Here is a 22444-nt window from a genome sequence, read left to right on the forward strand (position 1 = left end):
AGAAACCGTTACCGAGCCGCTTCAGCCGCTGCCCGGATCGCGCGGATGTTGTCGCCATAGACGCCCGGATTATCGACCGAGCCGCCTTTGAACACCGCCGAGCCCGCAACGAAACAATCCGCGCCAGCCGCCACCAGCGGTCCGACCGTGACCGGGTCCACGCCCCCATCGACCTGGATCATGATCTCGCGATCACCGATCATCTCGCGGATTTGGCGCACCTTTTCAACCGAAGACGGGATGAACTTCTGGCCGCCGAAACCGGGGTTCACGCTCATGACCAGAACCATGTCGACCAGATCCAGCACTTCAGAGATCACGCTGGCTGGCGTGCCCGGGTTCAGCGAGATTCCCGCCATTTTTCCAGTCGCCTTGATCGCCTGCAAGGTGCGGTGCGGGTGGGGGCCGGCCTCCCAATGGGCGGTGATCATATCGGCGCCCGCCTCGGCATAGGCCTCGATATAGGGATCCACCGGCGCGATCATCAGATGCACATCCATGAAGGTTTTCACATGCGGGCGGAACGCTTTGACAGCCGGCGGGCCGAAGGTCAGGTTTGGCACGAAATGCCCGTCCATCACGTCCACATGGACCCAATCCGCGCCCTCGGCCTCGATGGCTTGGATCTCTTGGCCGAAATTCGCAAAATCGGCGGACAGGATCGACGGCGCGATCTTGATGCTGCGGTCAAACGACATGGGGTTTCCCTTTATTATATGGCGCGCGGGCGGACCCGCGCGGCCTGTCAAACGCTGATGTCAGTCGTCTGCCTTATCGTGGTAGGCAGCCACGCGGTCAACCAGTTCCGAGCTGCCAAAGACCAAAGGCGCGCGGCCATGCAGCGTGTCAGCAGCCAGGTCCATGATCGGGGTTTGGCCATCCGTCACGCCACCCTGCGCCTGTTCAACCAAAAAGGCCATCGGAGCACATTCGTAAACCATACGCAGGCGTCCGTTTTCGTACCCTTTGCGGCCATCGCGCGGATACAAAAAGATACCGCCGCGGGTCAGGATGCGGTGGGTCTCGGCCACCAACGAGCCCACCCAGCGCATGTTGTAGTTCTTCTCCAGCGGGCCATCGACGCCAGCCATGCAATCATCGATGAACGCGCTGACGGGTTTGGTCCAATGCCGGAAGTTCGACGCGTTGATCGCGAACTCTTTCGAGGTCGTGGGGATCTGCATTGCTTCTTCGGCAAGTTCGAACAGGCCCGAATCCGGGTTCAGCACGAATTGCACCGTGCCTTTGCCGAAGGTCACAACCAGCGCCGTGGCAGGGCCATAAACGATGTAGCCGCCCGCCAGCTGTTCGTTGGCCGGGCGCAAGAAGCTTGCCTCGGCCTCGTCCTTGGTGGCGTAGATCGAAAAGATCGTCCCGATTGACACGTTCACATCAATGTTCGAGGACCCATCCAGCGGGTCAATCGCCAGCGCATACTTCCCGGCCTCGTTCAGCAGCACGGCGTCTTCTTGTTCTTCCGAGGCATACCAACGGACCGAGGTCGACTTCAGCGCCTCTGCGAACATCTCGTCCGACAGCACATCCAGGGCTTTTTGCCCGTCACCGTCACTGTTTTCCCCGACCTGATGCGCCAGGGACTGCCCCAGCGAGCCCTTTGCGATGATCTTGGCCACATCTTTGGACACGGCGCACAATGCCTCGATAATCGGGGCCAATTCGGTGGGAATGAGGTCACTCGAGATGACTTGGGTCTGACTGGTCATAATAATCTTCCGGGTTCTATCGGTTGCAACACGATGGCCGTGATATGACATGCTTGGGCGCAGAGTTGAATTTAATAAATCTGGAACCGGTGCAAGAAACGCAATCTGCCCGCCAAAGAAGCTATCACGATCATATATTTACGCCCTTGCAAGCCCCCGCAGGTCTGGCGCCTGGAACAGCTCTTTTTGGCATGATGGCGCTGATCCACCGTGTTTTGCGTGAATCGAATCGCTGTCGGGCGCGCTGAACTCCCTGATATCCCGCCTTGCAGAAATTAATTTCACAATATTGATCCCACATCAGGTTTGTGCCACGCTGCCGCACAAACGGGAGGAAATACCAGTGGCTGAATACCTGCACATGGACCTTACGCATGTATGACCGTCACCTGAAGGTCTGGCCCAAAGGCGTGCCCCGGACCGTGCAGTTTCCACGCCATACCCTGTGCCAAAACCTGATCAACAGCGCCGCGACTTATCCGGATCGCACCGCGATCCAATATCACGGGCGCGAACTGTCTTTTGCCGATCTGTTGGCGCAGGTCGATGCGCTGGCCGGGTATCTGCAAAACCGCTTGGGTGTGGTGAAGGGCGATCGCGTGTTGCTGTATATGCAGAACAGCCCTCAGGCGGTGATCAGCTTTTATGCGATTTTGCGCGCTGATGCGGCCGTGGTGCCGGTCAACCCCATGAGCAAACACGCCGAACTGGCGCATTACGCGCGCGATGCCGGGGCTTCGGTGATGCTGGCCGGGCAAGAGCTGTTGGACAACGCGCTGCCCTTGATCCAGGACGGTGTGCTGCGGACCGTCCTGGTCGCAAATTACAAAGAGCTCGCCGATCCAGACTATGACATCCCTCTGCCCGAGGCGGTGGCCCGGCTGGATCCTGAACAGATACGCGGCGCAAATGTGGAACGCTGGTCCAAGGCCGTTGCAGCCGGGGAAAACCCCGCCCCAGCGCAAGCTACATCCGAGGATCTGGCCGTGATCCCCTATTCCTCGGGGACAACAGGGGCGCCCAAGGGCTGTGTGCACACGCATTTCACGCTTCAGGCCGTCTGTACGGGCGGGCTGACCTGGAACCCGATGCACCCCGAGGATGTCAGCCTGTCTGTCCTGCCGTTCTTCCATGTCACCGGCATACAGACGGCCATGAACATGCCCATTGCCTCGGGGGGGACGATGGTGATCATGACCCGTTGGGACCGTACGGTGGCGGCCAATCTGATTGAAAGATATGGCGTGACGCGCTGGCGCTCGATCGCGACCATGGCGATTGATTTGGCGAATGACGAGAACTTCGACAACTACGACCTAAGCAGCCTGCGCGCCATCGGTGGGGGCGGCGCCGCCATGCCCGAGGCCATCGCCAAGAAGCTGAAAGACATGACCGGGCTGGACTATGTCGAAGGCTACGGCATGTCCGAAACCATCGGCGCCACGCATACCAATCCTGTGGACGCTCCCAAACGTCAATGCCTGGGCATCCCGATGTTTGACGTGGACAGCCGCGTGATTGATCCGACCACGGGAACCGAGTTGGGCCCGAACGAAACCGGCGAAATCATCATGGCCGGACCGCAGATATTCAAGGGCTACTGGAATAACCCAGCTGCGACGGATGAGGTGTTTTTGCACCGCGACGGCAAGACATTTTTGCGCACCGGCGATCTGGGATACTACGACGAGGACGGCTATTTCTTCATGGTCGACCGGGTCAAGCGCATGATCAATGCCAGTGGCTTCAAGGTCTGGCCCGCTGAGGTCGAGGCGATGATGTTGAAACACCCCAATATCGCCGAGGCCTGCGTGATCTCGACCAGCGACCCGCGCCGGGGCGAAAGCGTCAAGGCCGTGGTGGTCCCGCGTGGCCAGGCCAGCGCCGACGATATCATCGCATGGTGTCGCAGCGAAATGGCCGCCTATAAATGCCCGCGTGTGATTGAATTTGTCGAAGCTTTGCCCAAGTCCGGATCCGGCAAGGTACTGTGGCGCGACCTTCAGAACAAAGAAACGGCGATGCAACCTTAGACCAACGCGCAGCTTGACCGGAAACGCCCATATCAAGTAGGTGCGAACAACCCTCTCTCGTCACACCACGGATGAGAGTTAAGCCACGGAGAACGGTGTGCGAAAAAGAACGACTGAGACCACGGCCGACCCTGTCGAAACCGAGTTTGAAAACGACCGCCAATTCGTCACCTCGCTGCATCGCGGTTTGGAGATCCTGCGCGCTTTTAAACCAGATGACACCAGCGGGCTGGGCAACCGCGAGTTGGCGGAACGGACGGGGCTGCCAAATTCGACGGTGTCGCGACTGACCTATACCCTGCTCAAACTGGGCTACCTGGTCTATGAAGAGGGCACCGGACGCTACAGTATGGGAGTTCCGGTTCTGGGGCTGGGCTATGCCTGTCTTGGGGGGCTGCGCATTCGCGAAACCGTGCAACCGCATATGCAACGTCTGGCGGATGAATGCGGCGATGGTGTCCTGGTGGCCCTTGGGGGGCGCGATGACATGACGATGACCTATATCGCAGCGGCGCGGGCCTCGGCCGGGATGATCTCGTTGCAGCTGAATGTCGGGTCGCGGATTTCTCTGGCGCGTTCGGCTATGGGGCGGGCCTATATCGTGGGCACTGAAACCCACGAGCGCGAGCAGATCAAGCAGCGCATCCACGACCGCACCGATCCCGAGGACTGGCCCCGTATTCAAGCGGAAATCGCCGAAGCCGAGCACCAGATAGAAACGCAGGGATTCTATGTGAATATCGGCCAATGGCAGCCCGATGTGAATTCGGTCGCGGTGCCCTATCGCTCGATGCACGGGGACACGCCGATGCTGGCCTTCAACCTGGGGGGACCGGCCTATATCCTGCCCAAGGAACGCTTGGTCGAGGAACTGGGCCCCAAGCTGGTTCAGATGTGCAACACGATTGCCCGCGTGGGCGGATAAGCAGGACAGCATGACCAAACGAGCGGCTTTCTTTGGCGCGTTTCTGGCCGCCATCATCCCATCGATCGGGCTTGCCCAGCATCACGGACATAGCGCGCAGGATGCGCCCTATGCCGGACTTCAATCCCGTCAGATTAAGGGCCTTTCGGATCAGGACATCGAAGAATTGCAGCAGGGTAGTGGCTGGGGGCTGGCCTTGCCCGCCGAGCTGAACGGCCACCCCGGCCCCAAACATTTGCTGGAACTCAGCACTGAACTGGACCTGTCCAGCGATCAGATTGCGGCGATCACCGCCATCTACCAAGAGATGCAGGCCGAGGCCATCGCCGCAGGCGAGCGTTTCATCGCGGCCGAGGCAGCGCTGAGCGACGCCTTTGCCAGCGGGGACATCACAGACGAAACGCTGCAACAGTTGCTCGCCGAGGCGGCCGAGGCCCGCGCCGCCCTGCGGTTCGTTCACCTGTCACGGCACCTGTCCACGCCCGCGCTGCTGAGCCGGGCGCAGATCAAGCGCTACAACGTGCTGCGCGGCTATGCCGACGATCCCTGTGCCAACGTCCCCGACGGGCATGACCCGCAGATGTGGCGCCGCCACAACGGCTGCGAATAAGGGCTGCGGTCAGGGTACCAAAACCAGCTTGCCGGTTGCTCCGCGCCCCAACACACGTTTCAGAATGTCCGCTGCATCGGACAGGGGATACCGCCCCTCGATCAAGGGCTTGATCTTGCCGGAGTTGTACCAGCCAATCAGCTCTTTCATGTTGTCGGCATAGGCCTGCGGTTCGGCCTGGGTGAAATTGCCCCAGAACACGCCGACCACAGCATATTCCTTGACCAGCGACAGGTTTACAGGGAATTTCGGGATCTCTCCGCTGGCGAAACCGATCACCAGCAAGCGCCCGTTGCGCGCCATCGACCGCGAACAGGCGTCAAACGCAGCCCCCCCGACCGAGTTGTACACCACGTCGACACCTTTGCCATCGGTTAGGGCTTTTAGGTCATTTTTCAGGTCGTCATATCCGATCGCCTCGTCTGCGCCAGCCTGTTTGGCGATCTCGCGTTTTTCGTCGGTCGAGCACACGGCAATCACCCGTGCGCCCATGATCTTGCCGATTTGCACGGCCGCAATTCCTGTCGCGCCAGCCGCCCCCAGCACGCACAGGGTTTCGCCCGCCGTCAATTGTGCGCGCTGTTTCAACGCGTGATGCGAGGTGCCATAGGCCACCAACAAAGCACAGGCATCTGCGCCATCCATGTCACCGATTGCGAAGGCGCGGCGCTCGTCCACCATGACTTTTTCGGCATACCCGCCAAGGCTGCACACCGTCGCGACGCGCTGACCGACCTGCAAGGATGTGACGTCCGGCCCCAACGAGTCCACGACACCTGCGGCCTCCATCCCGGGGGTGAACGGATGCGGCGGTTTCATTTGGTACAACCCCTGAACGACCAATCCGTCCGGATAGTTCACACCGGCGGCTTCGACTTTGATTACCACCTGGCGCCCCGATGGCGTGGGGTCGGCGATCTCTTCGTATTTCAGTGCATCCAGCGGCGCGAATTCATGGCTGACAATGGCCTTCATCGGTGTTTCTCTCCCTCTCGTCCGGCGCAATTCGGCCCCGGTTTGTCTAAGATCAGAGTACGGGCTGCACGCCACGCAGGCAACTGCGCGCCGGACGTCATAGCGTATGACGGTGCGGCACATTCCCAATTAACCCATTGAATTTTTTTCCAGAAAGATGTGACGCATCGTCAGTCCCAAGAAACCCGGAAAATCGCATCGCGGAAGGTAATTTCGTTTTGGCTGTCCTGCGGCTTCGCGCTAGTCTTTTTGTCAGGGAGATTTTCTTAGGGAGGAATTCATGCAAGGCATGATGATGCAGCGGCCGTTGCTGGTCAGCGATCTGTTAACATTCGGAGCGGACGCAAATGCCGGGTCCGAGATCGTTTCGGCCCGAACCGAGGGCGACATTCACCGACAGACCTATGCCGAAACCGTGCCCCGCGTGGCGCAGCTGGCGCACGCCTTGCAGGATCGCGGCGTGAGTCTCGGGGATCGAATCGCGACCCTGGCCTGGAATGGGTACCGGCATTTCGAACTGTACTATGCGATTTCCGGCATCGGCGCGATCTGTCATACGATCAATCCGCGCCTTTCGGCCGAACAGCTGATCTATATCGTCAACCATGCCGCCGATAAGATGATTTTCGTGGACACGACCTTTGTTCCGATCCTCGAAGCGGTCAAGGATCACCTGCCCGCCCAGATGACCTATGTCGTGATGACGGATCGCGCACATATGCCGGAAAACAGCCTGAACGCGCTGTGTTACGAAGAGCTGCTGGACGGCCAACCAGATCATTTCGACTGGCCCGAATTCGACGAAAACACCGCCTGTGGGCTGTGCTATACCTCGGGGACCACGGGCAATCCCAAGGGCGCGCTGTATACCCATCGCTCGACCGTGTTGCATGCTTTGATCCTGGCCAGCACCGTGGGCGGCGCGATCCCAAAAGAGGGCAAAGTTCTGCCCGTTGTGCCGCTGTTTCATGTCAACGCCTGGGGTCTGCCCTATGCCGCGCCCATGCTGGGCCTGTCGCTGATCATGCCTGGTCAGCACCTGGATGGAGAAAGCCTGTTCAAGCTGATGGACAGCGAAAAAGTCGACAGCGCCTGGGGCGTCCCCACCGTCTGGATGGGCCTGATGGCCGAGATCGAAAAGCAAGGTCGCAAACCCGAGGGATTCTCGGATGTGGTTGTCGGCGGCTCGGCCGCGCCGCGCACCATGATCGAGAAATTTGAAAAACTGGGCGTTGCCGTGGGCCATGCATGGGGCATGACGGAAATGAGCCCCATCGGCACCCATGGGGTCATGCCCAACTGGGTTGACGAGCTGCCCTTTGATCAGATGATCGACAAGAAATCCCTGCAGGGCCGTCGCGTGTTTGGCGTTGAACTGAAAATCGTCGATGACAATGGTCAGCGCGTGGCACATGACGGCAAAGCCGTCGGCGAGCTGTTTGTGCGCGGCAACACCGTGGTGTCGGGCTATTTCAACAACCCCGAAGCGACCCAGGCCGCATTGGACTCTGACGGTTGGTTCGGCACGGGCGACATCGCCAGCATCGACAGCGATGGCATCCTGTCCATCCAGGATCGCGCCAAGGACCTGATCAAGTCTGGGGGCGAGTGGATCTCGTCGATTGATCTGGAAAACGTCGCGATGGCTCACCCGTTAATCGCGGCCTGCGCCGCCATCGCGATGCCGCATCCGAAATGGGATGAGCGCCCCATTCTGGTTGCTGTCGCAGCGGGCGCTGACAAACCCGATCTGGACGAAATCCACACCCATATGTCCGAGCATTTCGCCAAATGGCAGTTGCCCGACGACGTGATCTGGGTGGATGAGCTGCCGCTGACAGCGACCGGGAAGACCTCGAAACTCACCCTGCGCAATCAGCTGTCGGACTATGTACTACCCGACATGCGGTAACCAAAAAGGGGCGCCTCATCTGGCGCCCCAATTGGTTTCGGTCGGCAGGTTCTAGACCTCCAGCCACTCTTTGCGAACATCCTCGCGGTCCCGAAAATCGGCGGGCGTGCCAGACCAGACGATCTCGCCATGCCCCATCACATAGACCCGATTGGCGATCCGCAGCGCGATCGACAGCTTTTGTTCGACCAGCAAAATTGCGACGCCGGTTTTGGCGATCTCGGCGATCATGTCACCGATCTGGTGCACGATCTTGGGGGCCAGACCCTCGGTTGGTTCGTCGATGATGATCAGGTCCGGGTCGCCCATCAGCGTCCGGCACATCGTCAGCATCTGCTTTTCCCCGCCCGACAGAACGCCCGCCAGATTGTCCGCCCGTTCGCGCAGATTGGGAAACATATCCAACATATCATCGACCGAGTATTGCCCCGGAGATTTCATGTTCTTGATCCCCAGGATCAGGTTGTCGCGCACGGTCATGGTAGGGAAAATATCCCGGCTTTCAGGTACATAGCCCAAACCCAGCCGCGCGATTTTATGGCTTTCCAACCCCGAGATCATCTGCCCCTTGAACGTGATGTCCCCCTTGGGGGGCACCTCGCCCATGATGGCCTTGGCGGTGGTAGATCGGCCCACCCCGTTGCGACCCAGCAAGGCGATCACCTCGCCGGGCATGATCTCCATTTCGACCCCGCGCAGAACGTGGGATTTGCCGTAAAAGGCGTTCAGGTCTTTCACCGTCAGCATTGGTTGGGTCATGCCGCACCCTCCTGTTCCAAGGCATCGGCCTCGTCACCTAAGTACGCTTCGCGCACCTTGGGATCGCCACGGATTTCCGCGGGTTTGCCGGTGGCGATGATCTGGCCGTAGACCAGCACGCTGATCCGGTCGGCCAGGTTAAACACCACGCCCATGTCATGTTCGACGATCAGCAGGGTCTTGCCCTCGGTGGCCTGTTTGATCAGCGCCACCGCGCGCTCGGTTTCCGAGTGCGACATGCCCGCGGTGGGCTCGTCCAGCATGATCACATCCGCCCCGCCCGCGATGGTGATCGCGATTTCCAGCGTGCGTTGATCGGCATAGGGCAGCAGGGCCGCCGGCAGGTTTGCCTTGTCCAGCAAGTCCACCGATTCCAGGATCTCGGCGGTTTTGCGTTGCACCTGCTTCAGATTCCCCACATTGCGCCAAAAGCTGTAGCCATAGCCCATCGAATACAGCACCCCGCAGCGAACATTTTCACGCACAGTCATGTTCGCGAAGATGTTCGACACCTGAAAACTGCGCGACAGGCCCATGCGGTTGATGCGGTACGGTTTCTGCCCGCCAATTTCAGTTCCGCGCAGTTTTACGCTGCCCGAGGTCGGGTGATACCCGCCCGAGATCAGGTTGAACAAGGTGGATTTCCCCGCCCCGTTTGGCCCGATGATCGAGTGACGTTCACCCGGTTCGATGTCCAGCGACACGCCCTGAATGATCTTGGCCGGACCGAAATTTTTGGTCAAATCGGTGATAGAAAGTGCCGGTTGCGTCATGCGTGGCCCTCCTTTTTGCGAAGATGAGCCAAGCGCAGAAGCCCCGCGCCAGCCACGATAGGCAGGATGATCAAACCCCAGGTCAGCACCGATTCAGTGGCCAGATGCAGCCCGAACGGTTCAAAGCTATGACCATAGCCGTTGGACCAATGCACGCCGACCTCGACCAGAACGATCACGCCGATCAGCATCAGCAAACATCCCAGCCCATAGACCAGCCATTTCCCCAGGTGCTCAGTGCGATCCGCGGACCGCAGCCCGTTGAAAAATCCGGCGACGATCCCGGCCAGACCACCGGGTGCAAACATCACCACGGCCATGAACAGGATGCCCAGATACAGCAGCCAGGCCTCGGAATAATCCGACATCATCGACTGCATATAGGTCAGCACCACCGCGCCCAGAATGGGCCCGGCAAAGTACCGGATACCGCCGATATAGGCCATCAGCAGCACCATGCCTGACGGGACCAAAGACAGGGCCTCGGGGGTAAAGATCTCGTAGTTGACCGCGGCCATACCGCCGGCCAGACCCGCGAACCCACCCGCGAAGATAAACACCAGATAGCGCACGCGCTGCGGGTCATAACCCACGAACTCGACCCTTTCGGGATTGTCTCGGGTGGCCTCGGACATCTTGCCCAGCGGAGTGCGCGTGAACGCATAGGTGCCAACAGCGCCGACGAACGTCCAAAAGGCGATGAACCAGTAGACCTCGTTGATCGGCCCCAGCGACAGACCAAAGGTTTCCGGCCCGTTCATCCGATCGCCCGAGATACCCTCTTCGCCGCCGAAGATCGACCCGAACATGAACCCCGCCGCCGCGATCAGCTCGGCCACACCAAGCGAGATCATGGCAAAGGGCGTCCCGGCGCGCCGACAGGAGGGCCAGCCGATGATCGCACCAGCCAGCGCCCCGCCAGCGAAGCCAATGATGGGCAGGAAGAACACCGGATACCCGGCCCAGAACCCGCCATCACCATAGGCGGCCTCCTCGATCCAACCCATCGCATGGACGGCCGCGTAGCCACCCAAACCGAAGTACACCGCATGCCCAAAGGACAGCAGCCCCCCGCGCCCCAGCAGCATGTTATAGCTGAGCGCGAAAACGATATTGATGCCCATCGCATTCATCAGCGAATACATGGTGCGCGACGGCCCCATCATCGGGATCAGCACCAGGACCAGCGCCAACCCGGCAAAGGGCAGCACGCGTTGCGCGAATTTCTGACCGCCCGAGGGTGCCAGGCTTTCAAAGTTCTGTATGGTTTGATCGCTCATAGCTCTCGGTCCCCCAACAGGCCACGCGGGCGCACCATCAGGATCAGCACCAGCATCAGGAACGGAATCATCGGGGCCAGCGAGGAAATGGTGATACTGCCGACCTCGGACGTGGCGGACAGACCCAGCCAGCCGAACAGGTCGGCAAAGTTGGCATCAATCGCCACAGCAAAGGTTTGCAACAGGCCCAGCAGCATCGCGGCCAGAAAGGCGCCCATCAGGCTGCCCAACCCGCCAACGACGACGACCACGAACACGATCGGCCCCATCTGCACGGCCATCGCCGGATCAGTGACCAGATAGTTGCCTCCGATTACGCCCGCCAGACCGGCCAATGCACAGCCCACACCGAACACGGTCATGAAAATGCGCGGCACGTTGTGGCCCAGATGGCCCACCATGTGCGGATGGCTCAGCGCCGCCTGAATGATCAGGCCCGCGCGGGTGCGGTTCAGGATGAACCACAGCACCACCAGCATCGCCAGCGCCACGACCAAGGTGAAAATCCGGTACGCCGGGTATTGCGCGCCGAACAGTTCGAACAGGGGGAAATCCAGCAGCTCGGGGATACGGTAATCCACAGCGTTGCGGCCCCAGATGATCTTGACCACCTCGTCGATCAGATAAGCCAGACCAAAGGTGAACAGCAGCTCGGCCACGTGGCCATTCACGTGCACGGTGCGCAGCCCCCAGCGTTCAACGGCAGCCCCCACCAGACCCACAAGGATCGGGGCAAACACCAGCGCCAGCCAGAAACTGCTGACCTCGGAAATTGTATACGCGAAATAGGCCCCCAGCATGTAAAAGCTGGCATGTGCAAAGTTCAGCACGCCCATCATGCTGAAAATCAGGGTCAGACCACTGGACAGCATGAACAACAGGAGGCCGTAGATCACCCCGTTCAGGAGTGAAAATACGATCGTTTCCATGGAAACCTCTTAATCGGTGGGTGCCATCCGCAAATGGCACCCTGAATGTCAGCAAAGACGCTTAGGACGGGCGCTTCATTTTGCAGGTGGTGTCGGTTGCGGTCGAATCTGCCTCGATCCGATCTGCCTCGCCCGACGTCCAGCCCAGCGGCAATTTCTCGACCCCGCGCCCTACATTGTCCGAGAAGGTCGACATGAACATCGGCTGCAGGATCTGGTGATTGTCCGCCCGCATGGTCACCGTGCCGGTCGAGCTTTCATAGGTCATGCCCTCCAGCGCAAAGGCCACGGCCTTGGGCTCGGTGCTGCCAGCCTTGTCCGCCGCCATCGCCAGCATGTTCATCGCGTTGTGAATGCGGTGATAGTAATAGTTATCGTCCGGATAGGCGGCCTCGTACCCATCCACATAGGTGGCCTGAGCATCAGGCATCGGCAGGTTCGTGTTGTGCTCGACGATGGCTTTGACCTGGCCAACCGCAGCGGCCCCCATCGCAGTCGCGGCGCCTTTGGACCCGCCATAATAGGTCAGGATTGGGCCATCATAGCCGGAATCGATCGCGGCCTTGATCAGCAGCACCATGTCCGCGCCCCAGTTGCCAGTGATCACCGCGTCAGCACCCGAGCTGATGATCTTTTGCACATAGGGGGTGAAATCCTTGACCTTACCCAGCGGATGCAGCTCGTTGCCGACGATCTCGATATCCGGGCGCTTTTCGGTCAGGTTTTTGACGGCTGCGGCCGACACGGCCTTACCGAAAGAATAATCCTGCCCGATGATATAGACCTTCTTGATCGCGTCCTGGGCCTTCACCCAGTCGGTCACGGCCTCCATCTTCATGTCCGCATCCGCATCAAAGCGGAAATGCCAGAAGTTGCAGCGATCATTGGTAAACGCCGGATCCACGGCGGCATAGTTCAGGAACAGAACTTCTTCGCCCGGGTTGCGCTTGTTGTGCTTGGCAATCGCGTCGATCAGCGCCGAGGCCACGGATGACCCGTTCCCTTGAGCGATGAATCGCACCCCCTGATCCAGTGCCTTTTGCAGCTGAACCAGCGATTCTTTTGGGTTGATCTTGTTGTCCAGGCCAATGATTTCGACATCTTTGCCACCGATACCGCCCTTGGCATTCACTTGTGCCGCAGCGTAATTCCATTCGTTTAAACCCGCCTGGCCCGACGGACCAAACGGCCCGGAAAGCGGGTCAATAAAAGCAATTTTCAGCGTCTCGGCCGACGCGCCTGCCGTTGAAACAAAGGCAATCGCTGCCGCCAGAGCGGCAGATTTCACAAGATTTATGGTTTTCCTCCCTTTAGAAAGAAAGGACCATTCCAGATGGAGGCCCCCTCGCGGGGCCGATCAAACGAGGTGCCTGTACGCTTGTCAATCATTTTGTGAAATTCTATTCTGCATAGTGAAATACGCCAAAGGGAGGGGTGTAGATGATCAAGGGCTTGGCCGAGGGGGCCGACGATAACCAGGTGTTCGCCAATTGGATCACCCAAAACTGCCCAGAGTTGCTGTTGGGGCGACCGATGGACGAGGACGCGATCGTTTGGGGCGGAAAGAACTGGACCTTCAAACGCGAAGATCAGAAACAGTGGTTTGAACGGGCGCGTGACGTCGGGCTGACGGCACCGCGCTGGCCCACGGCCTATGGAGGGGCCGGGCTGACACGCGCCCAAGAAAAGGCCTTTCGCGAAGAGATGCTGCGCCTTGGGGCTCCCTCTCCCTTGGAAAGCTTTGGGTTGTGGATGCTGGGGCCGGCGTTGCTAGAATTTGGCACCGAAGAACAAAAGCAACACTTCCTGCCCCAAATCACACGCGGCGAAATTCGCTGGTGTCAGGGATATTCCGAACCGGGTGCCGGCAGTGATCTGGCCAATGTTCAGACCCGCGCCGAGGACATGGGGGATCATTGGCTGGTGAACGGGCAGAAGATCTGGACCTCGTATGCGAATAAGGCCGACTGGATTTTCGCACTGGTCCGCACGGATCGCGAGGCCCCCAAACACCTAGGCATCAGCTTTATGCTGATCGACATTACCTCGCCCGGTGTCACCACCAAACCCATTCAATTGATCTCGGGCAAGTCGCCGTTCTGCGAGACCTTTTTTGACAACGTCAAAGTACCAAAGTCTTATGGGGAAAAGATTTCTTCGATTGTCGGGACAGAAAATCGCGGATGGGACGTGGCCAAACACCTGCTGACGCATGAACGCGAAATGATTGGTGCCGGCGGGGGCGGGCTGCTGGGCGGTCGCGCGATCGGCGAGGTTCTGGGTGATACGGTTGACCCGGTCATCCGCGCCGAGGCCATGCAGCTGGAGGTCGACAATCTGGCCTTCAACCTGACCATGGACCGCTACAAGGATCAGGCGCAATCCGGGCGTGGCGTTGGGAACGCCAGCGCAATGCTGAAATACTATGGCACCGAGTTGAACAAACGCCGCTACGAGATCTTGATGTCCGCAACTGGCAGCGAAGGTGTGGAATGGGATGGCGCGCATGGCGAATTGGCCCCCGAATGGTTGCGCACCAAAGCCAACTCGATCGAAGGCGGCACCAGCGAAGTGATGCTGGACATTATCGCCAAACGTGTTCTCGATCTGCCGTCGAAGTAAGGAATTCTGATATGCAAAGTCTTCTTGAAACCGAAGACGAAACCCTGCTGCGTGATTCAGCGCGCGGGTTTCTGAAAGAGGCCTCTCCGATCAGCGCCCTGCGCGAGAACCGTGACAAAGGACGTGCCTATGACCCAGGCTTGTGGCGCGAAATGGCGCAAATGGGGTGGACCGGGGTGCTGGTCCCCGAAACACAGGGCGGCGCGGATATGGGACATCGCGCGGCCGGAATCCTGAGCGAAGAGATGGGGGCCGTGCTGTCCGCCAGCCCTTTTATTTCCACATCTGTGGTTGCGGCTTCCACTCTGCGGAATGTTGCGACGGACCGGGCCACGCATGCGTTAACCAATATCGGCAGCGGCCAGACCACCTATGCCCTGGCAATTGACGAAGGAGCCAAGTTCGACCCGGCCTCCTGCGCGCTGGCGGCACAAAAGGTCGGAAACGGGTATAGGCTGACCGGAGCGAAGGCGTTTGTCGCCGACGGAGGCACGGCCGATCGCCTGCTGGTTGTGGCGCGCACGGGCGGCTCGGTCGGTGAGCGCACCGGCCTGACCGTGTTCGACATTGACGCGGCGCGCGCGGGCATCGAACGCTCGGCCACCGCCACCGTGGACAGCCGCGATCACGCGCGGATCGACTTCGTGAATGTCGAGGTGACGGGCGATGACATCATCGGCGACCTGGACAATGGCTGGGCCACAATTCGCAGCGGGATCGAGGCCGGACAGGCCGCTCTTGCCGCCGAGCTGGCAGGCGTCGCAGGCGGGGCCTATGCCATGACCGTCGGCTATCTGAAAGAGCGCAAACAGTTCGGCCGGACCATTGGCTCGTTCCAGGCGCTGCAACACCGCGCCGCCCATCTGTGGAGCGAAATCGAGGTTACTGCCAGCGCCATCGCCAATGCGGGCCGGGTTCTGGACGACGCGCCGGATCAGGCGACCATGGCTGTGTCCTTGGCCAAAGCCCGCGCCACGGCGACCGCCAAACTGGCCGTCAGCGAGGGCGTGCAGATGCATGGCGGCATAGGGATGACCGACGAATATGACATCGGGTTTTTCATGAAACGTGCGCGTGTCGGGGCCGAATGGCTGGGCGACTATGGCTATCACGCCGCCCAGGTCGCGGCCGCGCGCGGGTTTTGATCGGGACTTTGAGGGGAGACAAAATGAAACCGAATGAATTGTTTGATCTCAGCGGCAAGACCGCTTTGGTCACGGGCGGGGCCACCGGCATTGGCCGCATGGCCGCCGAAGGATTGGTCGCCGCCGGGGCGCGTGTTCTGATCGCTAGCCGCAAGGCCGAGGCGTGCGAAGCGGTCGCAACCGAGCTGAACGATCTGGGCTATGACGGCAGCGCCGAGGGCTTTGGCGGGGATGTCGCCACCGAGGCGGGCATTGCCGCTCTGGTCGCAGAAGTCAGCAAACGCACGGACAAATTGCACATCCTGATGAACAACGCGGGCCGCACGTGGGGGGCGCCCTTGGGGCAGCATCCTTACGAGGCCTGGGACAAACTGCTGGGCCTGAATGTCACCGGCATGTTCCACCTGACGCAAAGCTTGCTGCCGCTGATGATGAAGGCCAGCACCCCCGGGGATCCGGCGCGGGTGGTGAATGTGGGCTCGGTCATGGGGGATATTCCCAAGGGCACTGCGACCTATTCCTATGCCGTATCCAAGGGTGCGGTGCATCACATGACGCGGGTTCTGTCCAATGATCTGGCCCCGCAAGGGATCACGGTGAACGCCATCGCTCCGGGGCCGTTCGTATCGAACATGACCGCCTTTGCCATTGGTACCGAAGCGGGTCAGAAACGTTCGGCCAAGGGCATTCCTCTGGGCCGCGTTGGCTGCCCCGAGGATATCGCCGGCGCGCTGCAATATCTGTGTGGTAAGGGCGGGGCCTATGTCTCGGGGGCGATCCTGCCGCTTTCGGGTGGGTTGCAGGCCCATGCCCCGGGATCTTTGTTTGGCGGGGATTTGTGAGATGAGCTTTCCCGCCTCTGAATTGCTGTCGCTGGACGCGTTCCGCGCCAAGGTCGGACAAGAGCTGGGCGTGTCGGATTGGACCACGATCACCCAGGATCAGATCGACACCTTTGCCGCGTGCACGGACGACCACCAGTTCATCCATGTCGACCCCGAGGCCGCCGCAAAAACGCCCTTCGGCGGCACCATCGCGCATGGGTTCCTGACCCTGTCGATGCTGTCTTCGATGGCCTACCAGATGCCCTCGATCACGGGCACGGTGATGGGCGTAAACTATGGGTTCAACCGGTTGCGGTTCGTGTCTCCGGTTCGGTCGGGCGCGCGCATACGGGCGCGTTTCGTGCTGAAATCATTCGAAGAACTCCGCCCCGGTGAGATACAAACAATCATGACCGTCACGGTCGAGATTGAAGGGCAGGACAAACCCGCGCTGGTCGCTGACTGGCTGGGACGCCGATACATGGAGAAGAGCGAATGAGCGAAGTACGTTTTGACGGCCGCGTGGCCATTGTAACCGGAGCAGGCGCAGGTCTGGGGCGCAGCCATGCGCTGGGTCTGGCCGCGCGCGGGGCCAAGGTTGTGGTCAACGATCTGGGCGCGGCCACCGATGGCAGTGGGTCGGGCTCGGACGCGGCGCGCGCCGTGGTCGAGGAAATCCGCGCGGCTGGCGGCAAGGCCATCGCGAACGGCGCAAACGTGGCCGATGCCGATCAGGTTCAGGCCATGGTGGACCAGGCCATCGCCGAATACGGCCACGTGGACATTCTGGTCAACAACGCGGGCATCCTGCGTGACAAGACCTTCGCCAAGATGACGCTGGACGATTTCCAGAAGGTCGTGGACGTGCACCTGATGGGCACGGCCAACTGCACCCATGCGCTGTGGCGCCATATGATCGAACGCGAGTATGGCCGGATCGTCCTGACCACCTCGTCCTCGGGGCTGTATGGCAACTTCGGACAGGCGAACTATGGCGCGGCCAAAGCCTCGATGCTGGGGTTGATGAACGTGCTGCACCACGAGGGCAGCCGCAAAAACGTGCGCACCAATATGCTGGCCCCCACCGCCACCACGCGCATGACCGAAGAGCTGTTCCCGGCCGAGGTCAAGGACCTGTTGAAGCCCGAAACCATCACCCCCGGCCTGCTGGCTTTGGTCAGTGAAGATGCCCCCAGCCGCATGATCCTGGGCGCTGGCGGCGGCTGTTTCGCGGAAACCAAGGTCTACGAAACCCGCGGCGTGGCCCTGCAGGGCGATGATCTGTCCCCCGAGGGCGTGCTGGCCAACCTGGACACCATCCGCAGCGCAGACGGCCAAACTCCGATGGAGGGCGCCTTCTCGCAAACCGAAAAATATATCGCCATGGCCGCAGAAATACGCGGCATAGACATACAGAAAAAGGACTGACCCATGCGTGACGCAGTCATCGTTTCCACCGCCCGCACCCCAATTGGCAAGGCCTATCGCGGCGCTTTCAACAACACCTCGGCACAAGAGCTGATCGGCCATGCCGTCAGCAACGCCGTCAGCCGCGCAGGGCTGGACGGGTCCGAAATCAGCGATTGCGTGATCGGCGCGGCGCTGCAACAGGGCTCGACCGGGGGCAATATCGGGCGTCAGGCCGTGATCCGCGCGGGCCTGCCGGTGACAGTCGGCGGCATGTCGATGGACCGCCAATGTGCCAGCGGCATGATGGCCATCGCGACGGCGGCCAAGCAGGTTGTGCATGACGGCATGGACATCTGTATCGGCGGCGGCGTCGAGTCCATCTCTCTGGTGCAGAACCAGCAGATGCGCACCGATTGGATGGCCGACCCATGGACCAAGAAGAACAAGCCGTCTTTGTACATGTCCATGCTGGAAACCGCCGAGATCGTCGCCGACCGCTATAACGTCAGCCGCGAGGATCAGGACGCCTATGCCCTGCAATCGCAGCAGCGCACGGCGGCAGCGCAAGAGGCGGGCAAGTTCGATGACGAGATCGTACCGCTGACCAGCACCATGGGCGTGATGGACAAGGAAACCAAAGAGGTGTCCTTTAAAGAGGTGACGCTGACCAAGGACGAGGGCAACCGCCCCGGCACCACGCTGGAAAATCTGCAATCGCTGGCGCCGGTGTTCAAGGACGGCCAGGCGGTGGCGGAAGGCAAATTCATCACCGCCGGGAATGCCAGTCAACTGTCCGACGGGGCCTCGGCCTCGGTCATCATGGAGGCCAAGGTGGCCGAGCAGCGTGGCCTGCAACCGCTGGGCCGCTATGTGGGCGTGATGGCTGCGGGTCTGGAGCCTGATGAAATGGGAATCGGCCCGATCTATGCGGTCCCCAAATTGCTGGAAGCGCACGGTCTGAAGATGGATGACATCGGCCTGTGGGAGCTGAACGAAGCCTTCGCCTGTCAGGTCCTGCACTCGGCCCGTGTGCTGGGCATCCCCGAGGAAATCCTGAACGTCAATGGTGGCGCGATCTCGGTTGGGCACCCCTATGGCATGTCCGGCGCCCGAATGGTTGGCCACGCGCTGATCGAGGGCAAACGCCGCGGCGCAAAATACGTGGTCTGCACCATGTGTGTGGGCGGCGGCATGGGCGCGGCCGGCCTGTTCGAAGTGCTTTGAACCCCGGCGGTTGGGGCCCTAAAGTAGGCGCGGCCCCAACCTCTGTCTTAAAGGATTTCAAATGCCCGAATTGTACCTCATCCGCCATGCCCAAGCCTCGTTCGGGGCGGCCAACTACGATGTTCTGTCCGACCTTGGGCACGATCAGTCGTTCGAGCTGGGCAAGGCCTTGGCGCGCCAGGGCGTCAACCCAGATGCGCTGTTCATCGGGGCGCAGCGGCGGCACCGAGAAACGCTGGAGGGTATCCTCAAAGGCATGGGCCGCGACCCGGAACAGGCGACCATTCTGCCCGGGTTAAACGAGTTTGATTTCAGTGGCTTGCTGGATGCGCACTATGCCAATCGCGACGCCCCTGAGAACATGCATTCAGAACGCAAATCGCATTTCCGCACCCTGCGCGACACCGTGCTGGCCTGGCAACGCGACGAGATCGAGACCCCGCCGGAAACCTGGGCTGACTTCACTGGCCGGGTCGAGGCCGCCCGCCAGTCCATCGCCGCCAGCGGCGCCGAAAAGGTGATTGCAGTCAGCTCGGGCGGGGCGATCGGGCAGATGATCGCAGCCACGCTGAACGCGCCTTCGGATCAACAAATCCAACTGCAATTGCAGATGAAGAACTGCGCCGTGAACCGCTTTATCTTTACGCCGCGCAATTTCTTTCTGCATGGGTTCAACGAGACCCCGCATATCACGGCGGACAATGCTGATCCGCTCTTGACCTATAGTTGAGGAAGCCATGACGACTGACGACCCGACCAAACTGGATACCGATGCCGTTGCCGCCTATCTGGCGGATCACTTGCCGGGCTTTGCCGGGCCTTTGACGGCCGAGAAATTCAACGTCGGGCAGTCAAATCCGACCTTTCGTCTGACCACCCCTACGCAAGCGTATGTTTTGCGCCGCAAGCCGCCCGGAGTGCTGTTGAAATCCGCCCATGCGGTGGATCGTGAATTCCGGGTGCAAAGCGCGCTGCAGGGCTCGGACGTGCCGGTCGCGCGGATGCATTTGTTGTGCGAGGATGACAGCGTTATCGGTTCGACCTTCTATATCATGGACGAAGTTGTCGGGCGCCATTTTGACGATCCTCGGCTAGACGAGCTGCCTCGCAACGATCGCCGCCCAATTCAGGACGCGATGAACAAGGTTCTGGCCGCGATTCATAACGTGGATCTGGCCAACGCCGGGTTGTCGGATTACGGCCCCGAGGGCAATTACTATCGCCGTCAGATCGACCGCTGGACCAAGCAGTATCGCGCCTCGGAAACCGATCAGATCCCCGCAGTAGAAGAGTTGATCACCTGGCTAGACACCAACATCCCCGCCGATGACGGGCAGCGCACGCTGGTGCATGGTGATTATCGCATCGACAACATGTTGTTCCACAAGGACCGCCCCGAGGTCGCCGCCGTGCTGGATTGGGAACTGTCCACCACCGGGCACCCATACGCCGATCTGGCCGCGGTGATCATGCAATGGATGATGCCTCCGGGCGGGGATGGGCGCGGTCTGGCCGGCGTGGATCGCGATGCGCATGGTCTGATGAGCGATGCCGAATTCATCGACGCCTATTGCGCCCGCCGCGATCTGCCGGGCGTGGACAAATTCGGGTTCTATCTGGCCTTCACTTTCTTCCGCATGGCGGGGATCATCCAGGGCGTCTACAAGCGGGCGCTGGATGGGAATGCCTCGAATCCTGAACGGGGCATGGCCATGGGCCCCTATGTCGAGATCTTCGCGAAACACGGGCTGGATGCGGCTCGCTCGGTCTGAGGGACAAATATGACGGACACGCCTTTTGATCCCGCGATCCTAGAGGACCCCTATGCGCTGCAACGCCATCTGGGGTTTGAAATCACCGACTGGCGTGCGGATTTCGCGCGGGTCGAACTGCCGATGTACCCTCATTTGATGAACCGCTATGGCATCCCGCATGGGGGCGTGTATGCCACCATTCTGGACACGGCGATGGGGTTTTCGGGCTGTTTCACCGGGGATCGTGACGCCAAGAAACTAGCGATGACCCTGTCGTTGAACGTCAATTACGAAGGTCAGGCCAAGGGGACGCGGCTGATCTGCGAGGGCCGCAAGACGGGCGGCGGGGCCAAGACCTATTTCACCTCAGGGCTGGTCACGGATGATCTGGGCACACGTATTGCCTCGGGCACCGGGGTCTTCCGGGTGCGAAACGAGACACGGATTGAATAAACGGGAGGAAACAATGGGTGAAACAATGCATCGCATCGCGCTGGCGCGCCGCCCCAAAGGCGAACCAGTCGACGCGGATTTTCGTTACGAAGAGACCCCGATGCCGGTTCCGGGCGACGGCGAGGTTCTGGTCCGCGTGACGCATATGTCGCTGGATCCGTACATGCGGGGGCGTATGGATGACGCGAAATCCTATGCCGCCCCGGTAGAGCTGAACCACACGATGGAAGGTGGCGCAGTAGGCGAGGTGATTGCCTCGAACCATCCGAAATTCGCAGCGGGGGATACTGTGTTTGGTATGTTCGGCTGGGCCTCGCATGGCTGTCTGCCCGGCAATCAGTTGAACAAGATCGACCCGTCGGTTCCGTCAACCACCGCCCTTGGCGTGCTGGGGATGCCGGGCTTTACCGGATGGTTCGGACTGATGGAATATGGCCGCCCACAAGCCGGTGAAACCCTGGTCGTGGCCGCGGCAACGGGCCCCGTTGGTTCGATGGTCGGACAGATGGCCAAGCATCTGGGCCTGCGGGTCGTGGGCATCGCCGGTGGTGCAAAGAAATGCGCCCTGGCCAAAGAGGAATTCGGTTTCGACGAATGCCTGGATCACCGCGACTATGCCACCGCCAAAGAGCTGCGCGCCGCCCTGGCTGAGGCCTGCCCCGATGGCGTGGACATCTACTTTGAAAACGTCGCTGGCAAGGTGCTCGAGTCCGTTTTACCCCTGATGAATGTCGGCGGGCGCATCCCGCTGTGCGGCATGATTGCGTGGTATAACGCGGGGGCTTTGGGCGGGGATATGACGGGCGCCAAGGACAATCTGCCCAAGATGTGGCGCACGATTCTGGTCAACCGCCTGCATGTGCACGGCTTCATCATCTCGGACCATTTCAACCGCCTACCCGAGTTTCTGGCCAGCGCTGGCCCGCTGGTTGCGCAAGGCAAGATCAAGTATATCGAGGACGTCGCCGAAGGGCTGGAAAATGCGCCGGCGGCCTTTATGAACATGCTGAAAGGCGGGAATTTCGGCAAGCAGATCGTAAAGATCTAGACCCGGCCCAGCGGCAAAAAGAAAACCCCCGGCAGCGTCCAATC

The 22444-nt window shown here is 60.5% G+C and carries 22 protein-coding genes; 14 read left to right on the forward strand and 8 right to left on the reverse strand.

The annotated features are described in order from the left end of the window. Positions 1–8 precede the first annotated feature (8 nt). Both rpe and ACXADQ_RS04815 read right to left on the reverse strand, forming a co-directional pair. Positions 9–698, reverse strand: coding sequence for a ribulose-phosphate 3-epimerase (gene rpe / locus ACXADQ_RS04810; RefSeq protein ID WP_475316040.1), 690 nt, complete (start codon positions 696–698; stop codon positions 9–11). A 60-nt stretch (positions 699–758) separates the two neighbouring features. Then, a complete protein-coding gene (locus ACXADQ_RS04815) occupies positions 759–1724 on the reverse strand; it encodes a class 1 fructose-bisphosphatase (RefSeq protein WP_475316042.1) in 966 nt (321 codons plus the stop codon). A gap of 374 nt (positions 1725–2098) precedes the next feature. Between ACXADQ_RS04815 and ACXADQ_RS04820 the strand changes: the two genes are divergently transcribed. The 3 genes from ACXADQ_RS04820 (at position 2099) to ACXADQ_RS04830 (ending at position 5292) form a co-directional block, all read left to right on the forward strand. Continuing rightward, positions 2099–3757 (forward strand): long-chain-fatty-acid--CoA ligase, encoded by a 1659-nt coding sequence (locus ACXADQ_RS04820; RefSeq protein ID WP_475316044.1) that lies wholly within the window; start codon positions 2099–2101, stop codon positions 3755–3757. Positions 3758–3854: 97 nt separating this feature from the next. Continuing rightward, positions 3855–4682 (forward strand): IclR family transcriptional regulator, encoded by an 828-nt coding sequence (locus tag ACXADQ_RS04825; protein WP_475316048.1) that lies wholly within the window; start codon positions 3855–3857, stop codon positions 4680–4682. Positions 4683–4692: 10 nt separating this feature from the next. After that, entirely contained in the window at positions 4693–5292 is a 600-nt protein-coding gene (locus tag ACXADQ_RS04830) for a Spy/CpxP family protein refolding chaperone (RefSeq protein ID WP_475316053.1), read from the forward strand. Positions 5293–5301: 9 nt separating this feature from the next. On the opposite strand, the gene ACXADQ_RS04835 is transcribed toward ACXADQ_RS04830, so the two are convergent. Continuing rightward, positions 5302–6267, reverse strand: coding sequence for an NADPH:quinone oxidoreductase family protein (locus ACXADQ_RS04835; RefSeq protein WP_475316055.1), 966 nt, complete (start codon positions 6265–6267; stop codon positions 5302–5304). Between the two features lie 280 nt (positions 6268–6547). Here ACXADQ_RS04835 and ACXADQ_RS04840 point away from each other — a divergent pair, with 280 nt between their 5' ends. Further along, entirely contained in the window at positions 6548–8179 is a 1632-nt protein-coding gene (locus ACXADQ_RS04840) for a long-chain fatty acid--CoA ligase (protein ID WP_475316060.1), read from the forward strand. Between the two features lie 51 nt (positions 8180–8230). Here ACXADQ_RS04840 and ACXADQ_RS04845 read toward each other — a convergent pair whose 3' ends face one another. From ACXADQ_RS04845 to ACXADQ_RS04865, 5 genes are all read right to left on the reverse strand, one after another. After that, positions 8231–8938: an ABC transporter ATP-binding protein gene (locus ACXADQ_RS04845; RefSeq protein WP_475316064.1), complete on the reverse strand. Its 708-nt coding sequence runs from the start codon at positions 8936–8938 to the stop codon at positions 8231–8233. Next, complete coding sequence (locus ACXADQ_RS04850; protein WP_475316068.1) at positions 8935–9711, reverse strand: ABC transporter ATP-binding protein; 777 nt, start codon at positions 9709–9711, stop codon at positions 8935–8937. Before ACXADQ_RS04850 ends, ACXADQ_RS04845 begins: the two co-directional genes overlap by 4 nt. After that, positions 9708–10991, reverse strand: coding sequence for a branched-chain amino acid ABC transporter permease (locus ACXADQ_RS04855; RefSeq protein WP_475316072.1), 1284 nt, complete (start codon positions 10989–10991; stop codon positions 9708–9710). The genes ACXADQ_RS04850 and ACXADQ_RS04855 overlap by 4 nt, the downstream gene beginning before the upstream one ends. Continuing rightward, on the reverse strand, positions 10988–11920 hold the full coding sequence (locus tag ACXADQ_RS04860; protein ID WP_475316074.1) for a branched-chain amino acid ABC transporter permease: 933 nt from the start codon (positions 11918–11920) through the stop codon (positions 10988–10990). Before ACXADQ_RS04860 ends, ACXADQ_RS04855 begins: the two co-directional genes overlap by 4 nt. A 61-nt stretch (positions 11921–11981) precedes the next feature. Beyond that, on the reverse strand, positions 11982–13208 hold the full coding sequence (locus ACXADQ_RS04865; protein WP_475316077.1) for a branched-chain amino acid ABC transporter substrate-binding protein: 1227 nt from the start codon (positions 13206–13208) through the stop codon (positions 11982–11984). A gap of 152 nt (positions 13209–13360) precedes the next feature. Here ACXADQ_RS04865 and ACXADQ_RS04870 point away from each other — a divergent pair, with 152 nt between their 5' ends. The 10 genes from ACXADQ_RS04870 (at position 13361) to ACXADQ_RS04915 (ending at position 22400) form a co-directional block, all read left to right on the forward strand. Then, entirely contained in the window at positions 13361–14542 is a 1182-nt protein-coding gene (locus ACXADQ_RS04870; protein ID WP_475316079.1) for an acyl-CoA dehydrogenase family protein, read from the forward strand. A gap of 11 nt (positions 14543–14553) precedes the next feature. Further along, positions 14554–15687, forward strand: a complete 1134-nt coding sequence (locus ACXADQ_RS04875; RefSeq protein WP_475316080.1) for an acyl-CoA dehydrogenase family protein — start codon at positions 14554–14556, stop codon at positions 15685–15687. 23 nt (positions 15688–15710) lie between these two features. Further along, positions 15711–16529, forward strand: coding sequence for an SDR family NAD(P)-dependent oxidoreductase (locus ACXADQ_RS04880; protein WP_475316082.1), 819 nt, complete (start codon positions 15711–15713; stop codon positions 16527–16529). Between the two features lies 1 nt (position 16530). Then, positions 16531–17010, forward strand: coding sequence for a MaoC family dehydratase (locus ACXADQ_RS04885; protein ID WP_475316085.1), 480 nt, complete (start codon positions 16531–16533; stop codon positions 17008–17010). Continuing rightward, positions 17007–17939, forward strand: coding sequence for an SDR family NAD(P)-dependent oxidoreductase (locus ACXADQ_RS04890; RefSeq protein ID WP_475316089.1), 933 nt, complete (start codon positions 17007–17009; stop codon positions 17937–17939). The genes ACXADQ_RS04885 and ACXADQ_RS04890 overlap by 4 nt, the downstream gene beginning before the upstream one ends. 3 nt (positions 17940–17942) lie before the next feature. Beyond that, the gene (locus tag ACXADQ_RS04895; protein WP_475316092.1) at positions 17943–19145 is read left to right on the forward strand and encodes an acetyl-CoA C-acyltransferase; all 1203 of its coding nucleotides are present in this window, start codon (positions 17943–17945) and stop codon (positions 19143–19145) included. A 61-nt stretch (positions 19146–19206) separates the two neighbouring features. Continuing rightward, positions 19207–19875, forward strand: coding sequence for a histidine phosphatase family protein (locus ACXADQ_RS04900; protein ID WP_475316095.1), 669 nt, complete (start codon positions 19207–19209; stop codon positions 19873–19875). 7 nt (positions 19876–19882) lie between these two features. Then, positions 19883–20917, forward strand: coding sequence for a phosphotransferase family protein (locus ACXADQ_RS04905; protein WP_475316098.1), 1035 nt, complete (start codon positions 19883–19885; stop codon positions 20915–20917). Between the two features lie 9 nt (positions 20918–20926). Beyond that, on the forward strand, positions 20927–21352 hold the full coding sequence (locus ACXADQ_RS04910) for a PaaI family thioesterase (protein WP_475316099.1): 426 nt from the start codon (positions 20927–20929) through the stop codon (positions 21350–21352). A gap of 13 nt (positions 21353–21365) precedes the next feature. Beyond that, positions 21366–22400, forward strand: coding sequence for an NADP-dependent oxidoreductase (locus tag ACXADQ_RS04915; protein ID WP_475316102.1), 1035 nt, complete (start codon positions 21366–21368; stop codon positions 22398–22400). Positions 22401–22444: the final 44 nt, after the last annotated feature.

The sequence above is a fragment of the Thalassovita sp. ABM4_323 genome (assembly GCF_056158665.1).

Bases quoted from the DNA above. Each gene is read 5' to 3' on its own strand.
- ACXADQ_RS04850 (WP_475316068.1), bottom strand. From the start codon at position 9,711: ATGACGCAACCGGCACTTTCTATCACCGATTTGACCAAAAATTTCGGT.
- ACXADQ_RS04895 (WP_475316092.1), top strand. From the start codon at position 17,943: ATGCGTGACGCAGTCATCGTTTCCACCGCCCGCACCCCAATTGGCAAG.
- ACXADQ_RS04815 (WP_475316042.1), bottom strand. From the start codon at position 1,724: ATGACCAGTCAGACCCAAGTCATCTCGAGTGACCTCATTCCCACCGAA.
- ACXADQ_RS04875 (WP_475316080.1), top strand. From the start codon at position 14,554: ATGCAAAGTCTTCTTGAAACCGAAGACGAAACCCTGCTGCGTGATTCA.
- ACXADQ_RS04915 (WP_475316102.1), top strand. From the start codon at position 21,366: ATGGGTGAAACAATGCATCGCATCGCGCTGGCGCGCCGCCCCAAAGGC.
- ACXADQ_RS04910 (WP_475316099.1), top strand. From the start codon at position 20,927: ATGACGGACACGCCTTTTGATCCCGCGATCCTAGAGGACCCCTATGCG.
- ACXADQ_RS04880 (WP_475316082.1), top strand. From the start codon at position 15,711: ATGAAACCGAATGAATTGTTTGATCTCAGCGGCAAGACCGCTTTGGTC.
- ACXADQ_RS04885 (WP_475316085.1), top strand. From the start codon at position 16,531: ATGAGCTTTCCCGCCTCTGAATTGCTGTCGCTGGACGCGTTCCGCGCC.
- ACXADQ_RS04900 (WP_475316095.1), top strand. From the start codon at position 19,207: ATGCCCGAATTGTACCTCATCCGCCATGCCCAAGCCTCGTTCGGGGCG.
- rpe (WP_475316040.1), bottom strand. From the start codon at position 698: ATGTCGTTTGACCGCAGCATCAAGATCGCGCCGTCGATCCTGTCCGCC.
- ACXADQ_RS04855 (WP_475316072.1), bottom strand. From the start codon at position 10,991: ATGAGCGATCAAACCATACAGAACTTTGAAAGCCTGGCACCCTCGGGC.
- ACXADQ_RS04870 (WP_475316079.1), top strand. From the start codon at position 13,361: ATGATCAAGGGCTTGGCCGAGGGGGCCGACGATAACCAGGTGTTCGCC.
- ACXADQ_RS04830 (WP_475316053.1), top strand. From the start codon at position 4,693: ATGACCAAACGAGCGGCTTTCTTTGGCGCGTTTCTGGCCGCCATCATC.
- ACXADQ_RS04890 (WP_475316089.1), top strand. From the start codon at position 17,007: ATGAGCGAAGTACGTTTTGACGGCCGCGTGGCCATTGTAACCGGAGCA.
- ACXADQ_RS04835 (WP_475316055.1), bottom strand. From the start codon at position 6,267: ATGAAGGCCATTGTCAGCCATGAATTCGCGCCGCTGGATGCACTGAAA.
- ACXADQ_RS04845 (WP_475316064.1), bottom strand. From the start codon at position 8,938: ATGACCCAACCAATGCTGACGGTGAAAGACCTGAACGCCTTTTACGGC.
- ACXADQ_RS04820 (WP_475316044.1), top strand. From the start codon at position 2,099: ATGTATGACCGTCACCTGAAGGTCTGGCCCAAAGGCGTGCCCCGGACC.
- ACXADQ_RS04860 (WP_475316074.1), bottom strand. From the start codon at position 11,920: ATGGAAACGATCGTATTTTCACTCCTGAACGGGGTGATCTACGGCCTC.
- ACXADQ_RS04905 (WP_475316098.1), top strand. From the start codon at position 19,883: ATGACGACTGACGACCCGACCAAACTGGATACCGATGCCGTTGCCGCC.
- ACXADQ_RS04840 (WP_475316060.1), top strand. From the start codon at position 6,548: ATGCAAGGCATGATGATGCAGCGGCCGTTGCTGGTCAGCGATCTGTTA.